Source organism: Vibrio sp. MEBiC08052, from assembly GCF_001506075.1.
Lineage (GTDB): Bacteria > Pseudomonadota > Gammaproteobacteria > Enterobacterales > Vibrionaceae > Vibrio.
In genome coordinates, this window is record NZ_KQ947475.1 from 431,662 (window position 1) to 446,011 (window position 14,350).

Consider the following 14,350-nt stretch of genomic DNA (forward strand, 5'->3'; position numbering starts at 1 on the left):
GTTGCCCTGTCTGACTTATGCGTGTACGTATTTGAGCCGTATGATTTCCTGATTAATTTCTTTGACCGTTCGATAATGACGTGGTTCTGCTTGTTCCGGAAGCATCAGTTTCCCCTGATCGAACTCAAATTTACCGATACCGTCAATATAGATTCTACCTTTAAATAGCCGACTAATATGTTTAGCAATCATACTCGGTGTATAGCGCTTAAACAGTCTCATATTATCGTCCTTTCCTGAATACCTGAGGTGATGGTTCGCCTGATGACTTCAAAGCCAGCAAACCTCAACATCAACCTTGTGAGAACTCAACTCACCCTAACAATTCTATTTTGTTTCGTGCTTCATGTTGTGATATTTGTAGTGAAATAATCATAACATGATGAGTTAATTGAATTTTTGTGCTGCCATCTACATATTTAACAGAATAAAATGAATTATTTGTATCGAGTCTGTTAACTTTTAGACAGCTTACACACATCTTCTGCAACAATGTGCTGTCCCCGTTCTCGGTGGACTATTAGGCCGGATCATTGTGACACTTTTATAACAAAATTGCTGAATCATTGTTAAATTTTATGGTGTCTATCCATGAATATAGTTTTTGACCGATACCTGTCAAAAAAAATCCCTGGCTTTAATGAAAAAAAGCCCGCATCTGTTAGATACGGGCGAATAGTCACAGATGCATTACACAAAAAGTGGATGTACTGACTTGAATCAGTTTCACTTTTTAGTCGATTCAGTCGCAATTATGTTAAAAATGCGTAACTGAACCAACAGCAACAGACTACGTGAAAAAACGATAAATGACTATTTATGTTTTATTTTTGACTAATAATTCATTTATTGATTTGATTATATTTGAATCTTGTCACATATTTTTGCAATAGATTACACTAACCGACAGAGTATTCGCGATGAATGGAGAGGATGGTGGGCTGAACAAGTTCCAATAGGTCTTTGGCTTGCATTGCGATGCCGGCATGAAGATCACCGCTACTGATGGTAATTTCTGATTCTTGGAAAATTTCAGGATCAAACAGAATCGGTATATTGGTTTTAAGTAGTAACGGTGTGACCGCACCGACAGGATAGCCTGTTACCTGCAAAACTTGGTCGCTTGTTGCACACGTCATTCTTCTCCACCCAAAGTAGGATCTGACTTTTTTGGGGTCTACGGACAGATGACCCGGTACACAAGCTAATGCATAACGCTCACTCATATCTCTGAGTAGAATGCACTTGACCATCTGATCTGGGTGAACACCACGTAAAACAGCAGCCGCTTTGATCGTGACGGCTGCTTGTTGTAACAGCAGTCGGTGTGGGACCTGCTGCTGGCGAAGGAATGCAAGTACTTGGGTATCCAGATTAGGATTCATCATCCAGGCCATAAGGGAGAGGTTGTATCATCCACTCTGTTTGTGGTGCGCCCGCGATTCTGAATTGGGTATCTTCTTCCAAATTGTTGGGTAGGATGATGAGACCGATGGCTGAATGATCACTGAATGGATAGATGGCAAGAAAGCGGCCGACACTGCGCCAGTTTTCTCCGACGGAACGTTCCAATTCAAGTGGTTGATCACTGTTGAGTGTTGTGTCGAGGTTTCCTTTGAGTATGTACATCGCGCGTTTGTTCGTGCCTCGATACTTTGCTCGCGCTACGATTTCCTGCCCGGTATAACAGCCTTTGCTAAAGCTAATTCCACCGAGAGCCTGAACATTCAGTGCTTGAGGAATGTGTTGTTCCTGCTCATCTGCCGTCACAATTGGCAGGGCTTCTTCAATGTCAAAACGGGTCCATAAGCTTTCAGTGACTTTTTCACCCTGAAAGGCGGCTATCACTGATTGTGCTGTCGGTTTGTCCGTGATTAATAACCAGCGTTGTGCAGAGATTTTTACTGCTGTTCCTCCCGCGATGTCCCGGACATCGCCACGGGTATCACTAAGGCTATTGATATAATGTTCAGCATCTTTTCCCATGACACCGAGGAGAATGTCATCGCCCTGTGTAAGCTCGATCTTAGAAAATACCGCATATTTTTTAAGTGCCTTGAGTTCGGCATCGATGGCACTGGCGGGTTGGAACATGGCGTAGCCATTTTGGTGTTGGAAAATTCGAAATACCGACCAGACTTTTCCTTTCGGGTCGCAATGTGCACCGAACGTTGATTGATTTTTCGCGAGCGAAACAATGTCACAGGTAATCTGACCTTGCAGATAGGATTTCTGATCCGCTCCGGTGGCGGAAATATATCCCCATGACGTGAGATGAGTGAGGAGTAAGTTCGGTAATGGCGTCTCTGGCGTATGTTCGAAAGGGTGAAAGTTGTTTTCCTGATTCATATCTGTATCACCTTGTGCCGATTGAATGGAGACATTCTATACGTAAATCTTTTGATTCCCAAATCACCGTTGAGATAGACTTTCTTATGTTGCAAGGATGGCTCGCGACACTAATTCATGGTAGACATTCACTGACAAATACGGGCGAGTTCAAATCATACAATCGTTTTCGGATAAATCTTTTGCTAATCGTCAGGAAGGTATGTTAAATCGGATAAGTTTTGTCGCTTTGATTGGACTGTGACCCAGTTAGTAGCGGGTAGAACACTCCCTTGATACACTAATAAAAATTAAATCAATGAGGTTTTAGAATGTATACCGACGAAGAGAAAGCCCGTATTAAATGGGCATGCCGACGTGGTATGTTGGAACTAGATGTGGTGATTATGTCATTCTTTGAGGAATGTTTTGATCAATTGAGTGAATCCGATCAGCAGGATTTTGTCTCTTTGCTGGAAAGTGATGATCCGGATCTCTTTTCTTGGCTGATGGGGCACAAGCGGAGTGAAAATCTCAGTCATGCTTCGATGGTTGATAAGATAGTTGCTTATAACCTTGGTAAAGTCCGTTAATCTTTACGCCTCAGTCTCTTTGAATGCCTATATGGTGCAATGGTTGATTGTTCAACTTTCCATCTGGGCATTAATTTCTACCGATTTTCCCCTGATTCCTTCGATTATTTGTATCTGCTGGCTGTTGAACATCTGGCATGAACAACGACTCTTATTGCCTGTGATCTCAGCACCATGCCGCTATACGGATACGGGAATGCTGATCGCTGACGCTCAACAACAGAGGATTGAGCGCGTTGAACTCTCATTTGCAATCTGGTTCGTGATTTTTGTCGGAGAACATGGTAAACGGCAGATGCTGTGGCGTGATAGCTGCCGGGAGCAGACATATCGGCAGTTGTTGGTGATGGAAAAACGGAGGCGTTATCACCTCCGTTGACCAGCAATGTACTGCAACATGCTTTGATACTTTGGGATCAAGAGAAGTCTTTAGGATCAAGGACGGTTGGGCCGCTATTCTCCAATTGCTCCGGATAATCCAGCGTGTAATGCAGTCCGCGGCTCTCCTTGCGCTGCATCGCACAACAGATCATCAGTTCGGCCACCTGAAGTAAGTTTCTGAGCTCGATTAGATTATTGGAAACCCTGAAATTACTATAGTATTCATGTGTTTCCTGCTGAAGCAGGTGAATCCTTCTCAGGGCGCGTTCTAAGCGTTTATCGGTTCGAACGATGCCCATGTAATCCCACATAAAGAGCCGCAGCTCATGCCAGTTATGTTGAATGACAACTTCTTCATCGGAGCAGGTAACTTGGCTTTCATCCCACGGAGGAAGCGACTTGGCAAGCTGAGCATCTTCGAGTTTACTGAGAATATCTTGTGCCGCAGAACGGGCATAAACCACACATTCCAGTAAGGAGTTGGATGCCATTCTGTTCGCACCATGTAAGCCGGTGTAGCTGACTTCGCCAATGGCATAAAGTTGCTTCAGATCGGTTTCCCCTTGTCGATTTACCATCACCCCACCACAGGTATAGTGTGCTGCCGGAACAATCGGGATCGGCTCTTTCGTCATGTCGATTCCCAGACTCTGGAGGCGGGCGGATATCGTCGGGAAATGTTTTTCTATGAAGTCCGCTGGTTTATGGCTGATGTCCAGATACATACAATCTGCACCAATCCGTTTCATTTCGTAGTCGATTGCTCTGGCGACTACATCCCGCGGTGCAAGCTCCGCTCGCTCGTCAAAATCCGGCATGAATCGAGAACCATCGGGGCGACGTAAGAAAGCACCTTCACCCCTTAGGGCTTCGGTCAGCAAAAAGTTGCGTGAATCCGGGTGGTATAGGCAGGTGGGATGAAACTGGTTGAACTCTAGGTTGGCAACTCGGCAGCCTGCACGCCAAGCCATGGCTATCCCGTCACCTGATGAAACATCAGGATTGGATGTATATTGGTATACTTTGGATGCACCGCCGGTCGCCAGAATGATAAATTTTGCTTTAATTGTTTCGACATGCTCATCGTTGCGGTTCCAGACATAGGCTCCGATAACTTTCTTCGGGTCACCGCCAATTTTGTCTTCAGTGATCAAATCAAGTGCGTTATGGCGCTCCAGCACTTTGATATTCGGATGATTGATGACGTTATCTTGTAACGATGTCTGCATCGCCATGCCTGTAGCGTCCGCAGCATGGAGGATTCTACGGTGGCTGTGTCCGCCTTCCCGGGTCAAATGATACTTCGGATGGTCTTGGTGACTGTCTTCGTCCAGATCAAATGGCACACCGCCATCAATCAGCCACTGAACACACTTTTTAGCATTTTCAGCAATAAAGCGAACCGTCTCTTCTTCACAGATGCCGCCACCGGCAATCAGCGTATCCTGAACATGTGATTCGATACTGTCGGACTCATCGAATACAGCAGCAATACCACCTTGTGCATAATAGGTCGCGCCTTCACTCCAGGCCCCTTTACTCAGAACAATGACCTGACATTGTTTTGCAACACGTAGTGCGAGCGAAAGTCCGGCAGCCCCGCTTCCGATAACTAGTACATCACACCGATGCTCTTGATTTACACGCATAGTTTTATTTTTTCCCAACAATTCCTAATCTATTTCTCTTCCATTCATGTTGTTTTCAGTCATGAACAAGTTCCCTGAAGCGACAATTGGATCTTAAGTATTGAAACGTAGCGGCGATATAATGAATCAGTCAGATAAAAATGAATGATTTCCCGATTTCGCTTGTTTTTCTCTTTCACTACATGCAATGCTTGAATAAACACGGTTGACATCGGTGAAATTTTACCTCATTTGAGGAAAGTGACGAAGCGCTGATTTGTGAAGCGACCGATTCATCTTTAATATGAAGAAAAATTTCACCGCAGGTGGGGAACTATTTTCCTGTGCATGAGTCTCACTATACTGCTCATGTAAGCGGTGGTGTCAATACTACATTTTGAAGTATTAATACCCATATCTGAGAAGGTAAGGGATGAACGATAGGAGTATACGCTCGAATGCACGAGCAGTTGACTGATCAAGTATTGATTGAGCGCGTTCAGAGTGGAGATAAGCAAGCCTTTAATCTTTTGGTGGTTAAGTACCAGAATAAAGTTTGCAACCTCATCGCCAGATATGTAAACAACAGCGGTGATGTCGCTGATGTCGCTCAGGATACTTTTATTAAAGCCTACCGGGCTATTCCTTCATTTCGGGGAGAAAGTGCATTTTATACGTGGCTCTACAGAATTGCCGTGAATACAGCAAAGAACCATATAGTTGCACAAAGCAGACGCCCGCCTGCAAATGATGTGGATGCCGAAGAGGCTGAATATTACGAAAGTGGTAATGTTTTGAAAGAAATTTCGAACCCAGAGAATATTACGCTGTCGAAAGAATTGAAACATGCTGTATTTGCGGCAATTGATGCGTTGCCTGAAGATTTGAAGACTGCAATGACTCTGAGAGAGCTGGAAGGATTAAGCTATGAAGAAATTGCGGTTGTGATGAGTTGCCCTGTCGGAACGGTAAGGTCACGAATATTTCGAGCACGAGAAGCGGTAGAAAAGCGGATTGGTTCGCTTTTGTAATGTCTGGAGTTGTCTAGATAATGGTGAATAAAATGGCTGATAAAGAGAAACTTTCGGCGCTTATGGATGGCGAGTTGATCGATAAATCGTTGATTAGCGATCTATCACAAGATCATGAAGGTTTAGAAACATGGCGCAATTATCACATGATTGGTGATGTGATGCGTGGTGATACGCCTCAAGGGGAATGGGATATTGCCGCTCGGGTTGCGTTAGCGTTGGAAGATGAACCAATCCATCGTAAAGATTTGGCTCATGAACAACAAAATACTGAGAATCCGGACATTTTGACGATTACACCTTTGGAATCTCAGCCATTGCCAAATCAGTCCAGAAGACAGTTACCAGCATGGTTAGGTCAATTGGGACAGGTTGCTGTTGCTGCTTGTGTCTCACTGGTCGTCATTGTGGGCGTACAACAGTATCAGTCTGGTGATGGATCTGATGGGATGAGTACCACTGATAATGGACAGCTTCCCGTGTTACAGACGATTCCTCTGGCTGGAACGGCTGAGCCTGTTAGTCTGACTCGTGATTCGATGATGAGACATACGACAGAAAATAGCGCTCAGGAGCAACGTCGTCGCGTCAATGCGATGTTGCAAGATTATGAGCTACAGTTAAAACTTTATAGCGAACAAAAACGGGAATCATCTGACCGTTCAGGTGAAAACCAAGAGTTAGTTGTTGAATGAAAAAATTTCTGGTCAGTGTTGTAACTGCGCTGTTCAGCTTGAATGTGTCATTAGCCTTTGCAGATGAACTCTCTGCAGAGGCTTTGTTGCATCAGATGAGCCGTGCCAGCCAAAAATTAAATTATGAGCTTTCTTATATTCTGATTAAAAAGAATGGGATTGAGCCACTGTTATATCGTCATGCTGTCGAAGATGGTTATTCTTTGGCGCATTTGGTCTATCTGAGCGGCCCTGTTCGCGAGGTTATCCGTCGTGGTGATGAGGTTAGCTATATCGAGCCGGGAATTGAGCCATTTACCATCGAATCCAACAGGATGGTGGCACCGGTTATTCCATTACTCCACGGTGACATGACTCAACTGAGTCATTACTATGACTTTGTAAAAATTGGTCGTGGGAGAGAAGCCGGTGCAGCATGTCAGGTTATTCGTGTGGTGCCGAAAGATGGACTGCGTTATTCCTATGTTCTGTGGATCGATGAGCGAAGTCATCTGCCACTCCGTGCTGATCTGGTTGATCGTGACGGTGAAGTGTTGGAGCAGTACCGGACTATTTCCTATTCCCTGAGTGATAAACTGGCTGAGCTGATGCTGAGTTTGAATAAAGCGCAATTGCCACATGTGCTTTCATTGCCTGAAAATCCAGTGAAGAAAACGTTCTGGAGCGTTGGTTGGGTTCCGAATGGATTTTCTTCTAAAGAGTTGAACCGTTACCGGATGGCAATCACGGATCGTTTGGTCGAAAGTCAGATCTATACCGACGGGCTGTTTAGTTTCTCGGTTTATGTTGCCGATAGTGACAATCTTTCGTTGAAAAATCAGTTGATCCGTCAAGGTCGTCGGACATTACAGACTGTCGTGAAGGGAAAAACTGAAATCTCAGTGATTGGTGATATTCCACCGTCCACTGCAAAACGAATTGCACAATCCATCACGTTTGAATTGCATTCGAAAATTACGTCAGAGGAAAGTCAGCCATGATGACGGCTTTGGCAACGGTTGCTCGAGTGCACGAAACTTCTGGTGATTATCAGGTTGAACTGAGTTGTCAGCAGCAGACCAGTTGTAGTCACTGTGCGTCTTCTTCCAGCTGTGGTACAGGGATGGTCTCTAAAGCCATCGGTAAGAAAGTGCTGACTTGGCGACTGCATACGTCTCAGCAGGTCAAAACGGGGCAGGTTGTTGAAATTGGATTTCCTGAAAAAAGTTTATTGCAGTCTGCTGCCATTGTTTATCTTCTTCCTTTGCTTCTGATGATTTTAGGTGGTGGAGTTGGGCAGCTTTGGTTTGCGCCATTGGTTGGTGGCGGCGAGCCATGGGTGATAGCCTGTACCCTATTATTCACCGCTGGTGGCGTATGGATTGCCAAAATATTGGCCCGTCGAATGGAAAAGTTGTCTCAGGAAGAAGTTGTTTTGCTCCGGGTTTTAGGAGAGCCGATTGTCAGACGTGATGTCTCGAAGTGATTTATGATGCGAATCCCTTTTAAATTGGGTAGAATCTGCCAACTTAAATGGAATAGAACCTGTATCTTTGAGACGGTTTGTTCTTTTTCTTCTAAATATTAAAAGAGTTTAATCATCCCAAACCTATGAAGCACATTCGTAACTTTTCGATTATCGCCCATATCGACCACGGTAAATCCACCCTTTCCGATCGCCTGATTCAGGTGTGTGGCGGCTTAGCTGACCGTGAAATGGCAGAACAGGTTCTAGATTCCATGGATCTTGAGCGTGAACGTGGTATTACCATTAAAGCTCAGAGTGTGACTCTGGACTACCTCGCAAAAGATGGACAAACCTACCAGCTCAATTTTATCGATACTCCCGGACACGTTGACTTTTCCTATGAAGTCTCTCGTTCTCTCGCTTCGTGCGAAGGGGCACTGTTGGTTGTCGATGCCGGACAAGGCGTTGAAGCCCAGACACTCGCCAACTGCTATACCGCGATTGAAATGGATTTGGAAGTCGTGCCTGTCCTGAACAAGATCGACTTACCAGCGGCAGAACCGGAACGAGTTGCGGAAGAAATCGAAGATATTGTCGGCATTGATGCGATTGATGCTGTGCGGTGCTCGGCGAAGACTGGGATTGGTGTCGATGATGTTCTGGAACGCATTGTTTCAGATATTCCACCACCGGAAGGGGATGAAGACGCGCCTTTGCAAGCCTTGATTATTGATTCTTGGTTTGACAATTATTTGGGTGTCGTCTCTTTGGTACGGATTAAAAATGGGATCCTGAAAAAGAACGATAAGATCAAAGTCATGAGTACCGGGCAAACCTGGGGCGTTGATCGCATCGGGATCTTTACACCGAAGCAGGTGGATACCGAGAAGTTAGGGACTGGTGAAGTGGGCTGGGTTGTCTGTGGTATCAAAGACATTCTCGGTGCGCCGGTCGGGGATACGTTAACTCATGCAAAACATGGGTGTGAGAAACCGCTCCCCGGATTTAAGAAAGTCAAACCGCAGGTCTATGCCGGGCTATTCCCAGTTTCGTCGGATGAATATGAAAACTTCCGTGATGCACTCGGAAAACTCAGTCTCAATGATGCGTCGTTATTTTATGAGCCGGAGACATCGGCAGCACTTGGTTTTGGTTTCCGTTGTGGCTTCCTTGGTATGCTGCACATGGAGATTATTCAGGAGCGTTTAGAACGGGAATACGATCTTGATTTGATCACCACCGCGCCAACGGTTGTTTACCAGGTAGAGAAAACCGATGGTGAAGTGATTCATATCGATAGTCCTGCCAAGTTACCGGCGGTGAATGATATCCATGAGATCCGTGAACCGATCAGCCGTTGTAATATTCTTGTTCCTTCTGATTATCTGGGGAGTGTGATTACACTCTGCGTCGAAAAACGGGGTTTGCAGGTTGATATGATTTACCACGGCAATCAGGTCGCTTTGACTTACGATATTCCGATGGCTGAAGTGGTTCTGGACTTTTTTGACCGTTTGAAATCGACCTCACGTGGTTATGCTTCTCTGGATTATGCTTTCCAACGTTTTGAAACATCAGACATGGTACGAGTTGATGTGTTGCTCAACGGTGAGAAGGTTGATGCTTTGGCGATCATTACCCACAAAGAGCAGGCTCAAACGCGTGGACGCCAGTTGGTTGAGAAAATGAAGGAATTCATTCCTCGCCAGATGTTTGATATTGCGATTCAGGCTGCCATCGGTAACCACGTCATTGCACGTTCAACGGTGAAACAATTACGCAAAAACGTGCTGGCAAAATGTTACGGTGGTGACGTCAGCCGGAAGAAAAAATTGTTGAAGAAGCAGAAAGAAGGTAAAAAACGGATGAAGCAGATTGGTAACGTCGAGCTGCCTCAGGAGGCGTTTTTAGCCATTCTTCATGTTGGTAAAGATTAATTGACGTTCGGTCTGCTGAACAGATATATCCCCATGAACTCAAAATGTCGTTTCAACATGTTGAGTGATTTGGATATACACAACTCAAGTGAAAGAATCTCGGTTCTTTCACTTTCGTATTTTTAACAAAGGGAAGTTCATGGCGAATATATTTTCACTCATACTAGTTATTGTGACGCTTGTGACAGGGATTATCTGGGTGCTTGAGAAGTTGGTTTGGGCGAAAAAGCGCCAACAAAAACTCGATGACATTCTGGCTCAGACCAAAGAGATCGATCTAGCCCTACAGAGTAAAGTTTTACCGCAGCCGTGGTGGGTGGAAAATAGTGTTTCTATTTTTCCCGTTATTGCGTTGGTTTTGATTGTTCGGTCATTTATTTTTGAGCCGTTCCAGATCCCATCGGGATCGATGAAACCGACCTTACTGATCGGTGATTTTATTCTGGTTGAGAAATTTGCGTATGGCTTGAAAGATCCGGTGACGCATACACAGTTTTTGGCAACCGGTCAACCGGAGCGTGGTGACATTGCCGTATTCCGTTATCCGCCGGATCCTAGCGTTGATTATATTAAACGTGTTGTCGGATTACCGGGGGATATTATCCGCTATAGCCCGGATAAGCGCCTTTGTATTCAGCCGAAAGACACGACAGAATGTAAGATCGTGCCGCAGACAAATCGTGTTCGTAGTGAACTGAAATCGAATGTTGCACCGATGGATCAACTGGATGAGCAACTTGGTCAGGTGAAGCACCATATTCTGATTAATCCATGGCGGATGGATAATCCGATGAATTATAAACCTCGTCCGGGGGTGAATGAATGGGTTGTTCCTGAAGGGCACTATTTTATGATGGGTGACAATCGGGATAACAGTGCCGATAGCCGTTACTGGGGATTTGTTCCTGAAGCCAATTTGGTCGGTAAGGCTGTTGCTATATGGATTAGTTTTGAGTTTAACCGCTCGCCTGATAGCGTATTACCATCATGGATTCCGACCGGCGTCCGCTTGAATCGGATTGGTCAGATTCATTAATATTTACCGGATAATTACGATTATCGGGGGCATTTATTTAACCAGGCTGGTCAATAAGATCAGCCTTTCAATATTGAGAAATCATGAATTCTCCAACATATCAACTTGAGAAAAAAATAGGGTATCAGTTCAATGATGGTGCTGTACTGGAACTTGCACTGACACACCGGAGTGCGAATGGTCATCATAACGAACGTCTTGAATTTCTGGGCGATTCAATTTTAAGTTTTGTCATTGCAGATGAGCTTTATCACCGTTTTCCGAAGAGTAACGAAGGTGATATGAGCCGGATGCGTGCGACGCTTGTCCGGGGGAATACTCTGGCTGAGCTGGCTCGGGAGTTTGAGCTGGGAGATTACTTAAAATTAGGTCCAGGGGAATTAAAAAGTGGCGGTTTCCGCCGCGATTCGATTCTTGCCGATGCCGTTGAAGCGATAATTGGCGCGATTTATTTGGATAGTGATATTGAGTCGATCCGACGGATCATTTTAGACTGGTATCAGACGCGTCTGGACGCGATTCAGCCCGGGGTGTCGCAAAAAGATCCCAAAACTCGGCTGCAAGAGTACCTGCAAGGCAGAAGAAAACCGCTTCCTGTTTATACAGTGACTAATATTAAAGGTGAGGCACACAACCAAGAGTTTACTGTGTCATGTGAAGTCGCGGGTATTGGAATGCCTGTTATCGGAAAAGGCACCAGCCGCCGCAAGGCAGAACAAGCGGCTGCAGAGCTAGCACTAGAGCAATTGAACAATGGCTGATAAAGAATTTGATATTGATGCTTTCTTTGCATCAGAAAGTCAGGAAGAAAGTAAACCGGAGAACCAACATTGTGGTTTTGTGGCGATTGTCGGACGACCGAATGTCGGGAAATCTACCTTACTGAACCAGCTACTGGGACAGAAAATTTCGATAACATCGCGTAAGCCTCAGACGACACGCCACCGCATTATGGGCGTCGATACTGACGGGGATTATCAGGCAATCTATGTGGATACGCCGGGACTACATATTGAGGAAAAACGAGCGATTAACCGTCTCATGAACCGTGCTGCAAGCAGCTCACTCAGTGATGTTAATTTGGTTCTTTTTCTGGTCGAAGGCACACACTGGACCAAAGATGATGAAATGGTGTTTACCAAGCTGAATAAAGCGGGTTTCCCGGTCATTCTTTGTGTCAATAAAGTCGATAACGTCAAAGACCGTAATGAAGTGATGTTGCATATGTACGAACTGTCCACCAAGATGGATTTTGTTGATGTGATTCCCATTTCTGCAAAACATGGTAAAAACATTGATGCGATTCGTCAGCATGTCCGCAACCATCTTCCCAAAGCGGTTCACCATTTCCCGAGTGAATATGTGACTGATCGCTCGCAACGCTTTATGGCGTCAGAGATCCTCCGGGAAAAGATCATGCGTTTTACTGGTGAAGAGCTCCCTTATTCAGTGACGGTCGATATTGAACGGTTTGATTACAACCCGGAAACCGATGGTTTTCATATCAATGGCTTGATTCTGGTCGAGCGGATTGGCCAGAAGAAAATGATCATTGGTAAAGGGGGCGAAAAAATTAAAACGATAGGTCGGGAAGCCCGGCTTGATATGGAAGCGTTATTTGGTCGAAAAGTCTATCTGGAAACTTGGGTTAAAGTGAAATCCGGTTGGGCTGACGATGAAAGAGCACTGAGAAGTCTGGGATATATTGACGATTTATAGTGATATCGCTTTCTCTTGTCGCGGGGGCGACCGAGCGTCATTGGAGATAAGTCCAACAGCCCCTGAGGTTGCCACCTCAGAGAGATAGGAATGATGTCAGAGAGCCAATTTCAGCGCTGTTTTGTTTTACATCGACGCTCGTATAGTGAGAGTAGTCTGATTATTGATATCTTCAGTGAAGAATTCGGGCGAATGACTTTACTGTCTAAAGGGGCGCGGCGTATCCGCTCCCCGCTAAAAGGTGTGTTGCAACCCTTTGTGCCACTGTTTCTGAAATGGTCAGGTAAGGGGACGATGCGCACATTGCGTCAGGCCGAGCCGATTAGCCTGGGTTTACCTTTGACTGGCATTCATTTATATTCAGCATTGTATGTCAATGAATTACTGGCACGACTCATCCCTTCAGAAGTTCCCTTGCCGGGGCTTTTTTATGATTATCTGCAAGTATTGACCGAACTGGCGCAGTCATCGAATCCAGAGCCTGCTTTACGGCGTTTTGAACTCTCTCTGCTGGCTTGTTTAGGTTATGGTGTCGATTTTTTGCATTGTGCCGGCAGCGGAGAACCGATTGTCCCGACAATGACTTATCGATATCGGGAACAAAAAGGATTTATTGCCTCCGTTCGCAAAGATAATCTGACATTTGTAGGAGAAGAGTTGATTGCAATTAGTGAGCGACGCTTCACGACACAAGCACAGTTACAGGCTGCCAAACGGTTTACCCGGATAGCACTTAAACCTTATCTGGGGGCAAAACCATTAAAAAGTCGAGAACTTTTCATTTCTCAAATTGGTATTTCGAGAGCACGGAGTAAAGGAACATGAGCGCAATTCTTTTAGGCGTTAATATCGATCATATTGCAACATTACGGAATGCACGTGGGACTAAATACCCCGATCCAGTTCATGCAGCTGAGGTTGCCGAACGTGCAGGTGCAGATGGAATAACGATTCATTTGAGAGAAGATCGTCGTCATATTCTTGATCGTGATGTGAAGATTCTAAGAGAGACGCTACAAACCCGGATGAATTTAGAAATGGCCGTTACGGATGAAATGGTGGCTATCGCATTGGAGGTTTGTCCGGACTACGTTTGTCTCGTTCCTGAGAAGCGTGAGGAATTAACCACAGAAGGCGGTCTGGATGTTTTAGGACAACTTGAGAAAGTCAAAACGGCCACTCAGAAATTAACTGATGCCGGCATCAAAGTATCACTTTTCATTGATGCCGATAAAGAGCAGATTGATGCTGCCAAAGCATGTGGCGCTCCTTATGTTGAGCTACATACAGGCCACTATGCGGATGCTGAAACTACTGTGGCTCAGCAAGACGAGTTGAAGAAAATTTCAGCGGCAGCCAGCTATGCCAGTGATATTGGCCTGATCGTCAATGCCGGTCATGGGCTGACTTACCATAATGTTGCTGCCATTGCGGCAATGCCGGAGATCCACGAACTGAACATCGGTCATTCGATCATTGGTCGTTCCGTGTTTGATGGGCTTGCTAAGGCTGTGGCGGATATGAAGTCCTTAATGATAGAGGCCCGGCGTTAATT

At 45.2% G+C, this 14,350-nt stretch carries 16 protein-coding genes; 12 read left to right on the forward strand and 4 right to left on the reverse strand.

The genetic code is table 11. From position 1 onward, the window contains the following. Nucleotides 1-15 precede the first annotated feature (15 nt). From VRK_RS02025 to ygfZ, 3 genes are all read right to left on the reverse strand, one after another. The gene (locus VRK_RS02025; protein ID WP_059119861.1) at nt 16-222 is read right to left on the reverse strand and encodes a DUF1107 domain-containing protein; all 207 of its coding nucleotides are present in this window, start codon (nt 220-222) and stop codon (nt 16-18) included. A 677-nt stretch (nt 223-899) separates the two neighbouring features. After that, nucleotides 900-1,388: an aminoacyl-tRNA deacylase gene (locus VRK_RS02030; RefSeq protein WP_443083403.1), complete on the reverse strand. Its 489-nt coding sequence runs from the start codon at nt 1,386-1,388 to the stop codon at nt 900-902. Beyond that, nucleotides 1,375-2,349, reverse strand: a complete 975-nt coding sequence (gene ygfZ / locus VRK_RS02035) for a tRNA-modifying protein YgfZ (RefSeq protein ID WP_059119862.1) — start codon at nt 2,347-2,349, stop codon at nt 1,375-1,377. Before ygfZ ends, VRK_RS02030 begins: the two co-directional genes overlap by 14 nt. Nucleotides 2,350-2,660: 311 nt before the next feature. On the opposite strand from ygfZ, the gene VRK_RS02040 reads away from it, so the two are divergent. Together VRK_RS02040 and VRK_RS02045 are read left to right on the forward strand one after the other, a co-directional pair. Next, the gene (locus tag VRK_RS02040; protein WP_059119863.1) at nt 2,661-2,921 is read left to right on the forward strand and encodes an FAD assembly factor SdhE; all 261 of its coding nucleotides are present in this window, start codon (nt 2,661-2,663) and stop codon (nt 2,919-2,921) included. Nucleotides 2,922-2,952: 31 nt separating this feature from the next. Beyond that, nucleotides 2,953-3,300: a hypothetical protein gene (locus VRK_RS02045; protein ID WP_059119864.1), complete on the forward strand. Its 348-nt coding sequence runs from the start codon at nt 2,953-2,955 to the stop codon at nt 3,298-3,300. 37 nt (nt 3,301-3,337) lie between these two features. On the opposite strand, the gene nadB is transcribed toward VRK_RS02045, so the two are convergent. Beyond that, a complete protein-coding gene (nadB, locus tag VRK_RS02050; protein WP_059119865.1) occupies nt 3,338-4,951 on the reverse strand; it encodes an L-aspartate oxidase in 1,614 nt (537 codons plus the stop codon). 437 nt (nt 4,952-5,388) lie between these two features. On the opposite strand from nadB, the gene rpoE reads away from it, so the two are divergent. The 10 genes from rpoE (at nt 5,389) to pdxJ (ending at nt 14,348) form a co-directional block, all read left to right on the forward strand. Then, the gene (rpoE, locus tag VRK_RS02055) at nt 5,389-5,961 is read left to right on the forward strand and encodes an RNA polymerase sigma factor RpoE (protein ID WP_059119866.1); all 573 of its coding nucleotides are present in this window, start codon (nt 5,389-5,391) and stop codon (nt 5,959-5,961) included. Between the two features lie 32 nt (nt 5,962-5,993). Continuing rightward, nucleotides 5,994-6,656, forward strand: a complete 663-nt coding sequence (locus VRK_RS02060) for an RseA family anti-sigma factor (RefSeq protein ID WP_059122604.1) — start codon at nt 5,994-5,996, stop codon at nt 6,654-6,656. Beyond that, nucleotides 6,653-7,636 carry a sigma-E factor regulatory protein RseB gene (gene rseB, locus VRK_RS02065; protein WP_059119867.1) on the forward strand — a complete coding sequence of 328 codons (984 nt, stop codon included), beginning with the start codon at nt 6,653-6,655 and terminating at the stop codon, nt 7,634-7,636. Before VRK_RS02060 ends, rseB begins: the two co-directional genes overlap by 4 nt. Further along, the gene (locus VRK_RS02070; RefSeq protein ID WP_059119868.1) at nt 7,633-8,121 is read left to right on the forward strand and encodes a SoxR reducing system RseC family protein; all 489 of its coding nucleotides are present in this window, start codon (nt 7,633-7,635) and stop codon (nt 8,119-8,121) included. The genes rseB and VRK_RS02070 overlap by 4 nt, the downstream gene beginning before the upstream one ends. 125 nt (nt 8,122-8,246) lie before the next feature. Next, nucleotides 8,247-10,040 carry a translation elongation factor 4 gene (lepA, locus tag VRK_RS02075; RefSeq protein ID WP_059119869.1) on the forward strand — a complete coding sequence of 598 codons (1,794 nt, stop codon included), beginning with the start codon at nt 8,247-8,249 and terminating at the stop codon, nt 10,038-10,040. Between the two features lie 139 nt (nt 10,041-10,179). Then, on the forward strand, nt 10,180-11,076 hold the full coding sequence (lepB, locus tag VRK_RS02080) for a signal peptidase I (RefSeq protein ID WP_059119870.1): 897 nt from the start codon (nt 10,180-10,182) through the stop codon (nt 11,074-11,076). Between the two features lie 83 nt (nt 11,077-11,159). Then, nucleotides 11,160-11,837, forward strand: a complete 678-nt coding sequence (gene rnc / locus VRK_RS02085) for a ribonuclease III (RefSeq protein ID WP_059119871.1) — start codon at nt 11,160-11,162, stop codon at nt 11,835-11,837. Then, on the forward strand, nt 11,830-12,795 hold the full coding sequence (era, locus tag VRK_RS02090) for a GTPase Era (RefSeq protein ID WP_059119872.1): 966 nt from the start codon (nt 11,830-11,832) through the stop codon (nt 12,793-12,795). Before rnc ends, era begins: the two co-directional genes overlap by 8 nt. Before the next feature lie 93 nt (nt 12,796-12,888). Further along, entirely contained in the window at nt 12,889-13,620 is a 732-nt protein-coding gene (recO, locus tag VRK_RS02095) for a DNA repair protein RecO (RefSeq protein ID WP_059119873.1), read from the forward strand. Further along, complete coding sequence (gene pdxJ, locus VRK_RS02100) at nt 13,617-14,348, forward strand: pyridoxine 5'-phosphate synthase (RefSeq protein WP_059119874.1); 732 nt, start codon at nt 13,617-13,619, stop codon at nt 14,346-14,348. Before recO ends, pdxJ begins: the two co-directional genes overlap by 4 nt. Nucleotides 14,349-14,350: the final 2 nt, after the last annotated feature.